We start from the raw sequence: 686 nt of genomic DNA on the forward strand, positions 1-686 counted from the left end.
ATTAGTAAACAATAATAAATCTAATGGCGATGCTGGGGCAATAAAAGCTTTAATAAATCGGCTGATCCCCCATACGCCACCGATAATCATTCCATCTTTTGTTCCTAGCGTTAATGCAGCAATGATAACGGTAATATGAATAATCGTTGGATTTAATGGCGGAATAGGGATATAACCTAAAAGTGGCACGAAATTTTGAACAATAATAATAGCTGATAAGATCCCTAAAATAGCTATCCGATAAGCTTTTCTATTTTTTTGATACATTGTCACCCTTCTTTCTATGTAAAAATATATAAATTCATTTTACAACAAGTATAAAAAAATAGCATTAAAAACAAAATGATTTTAGAAAAGCAGACAGAATCCGTTTACGTTTAGTAGTACAAATTAAGAAAAAGTTACCGGTGTACCTATTGGAAAAGGTAAAGAGTCTGAAGAATGACCAATTTGATTCGTTTTTAAAACAGCAAAATGGTGACGTCTTGAGTAGCTTAAGACTAATTTTTTTAATTCTTCTGTTTGGTTTTCAGCTTCAATAGTTGTGAATTGCCCCAATAAGATAACACTACAGGCTTCTAATATGCCTATTTGTTCTAGTTGAGCAAAATAAGTAGCCATCTGCTCTATCTTTCCTCCTTTTGCTTCCAGCAACAAAACACGTCCAGCTGCATTTGGGCAATAAG

Annotated in this window: 1 protein-coding gene and 1 pseudogene; both read right to left on the bottom strand. The window is 33.2% G+C overall.

All coding sequences use genetic code 11. From position 1 onward, the window contains the following. The coding region (locus RT405_RS11290; RefSeq protein ID WP_313469743.1) for an ECF transporter S component at nt 1-267 on the bottom strand (267 nt) is incomplete at its 3' end. A gap of 123 nt (nt 268-390) precedes the next feature. Further along, a pseudogene (locus tag RT405_RS11295) lies at nt 391-686 on the bottom strand (LD-carboxypeptidase); the annotation flags it as partial.

The organism is Carnobacterium sp. (assembly GCF_032094055.1).
Lineage (GTDB): Bacteria > Bacillota > Bacilli > Lactobacillales > Carnobacteriaceae > Carnobacterium_A.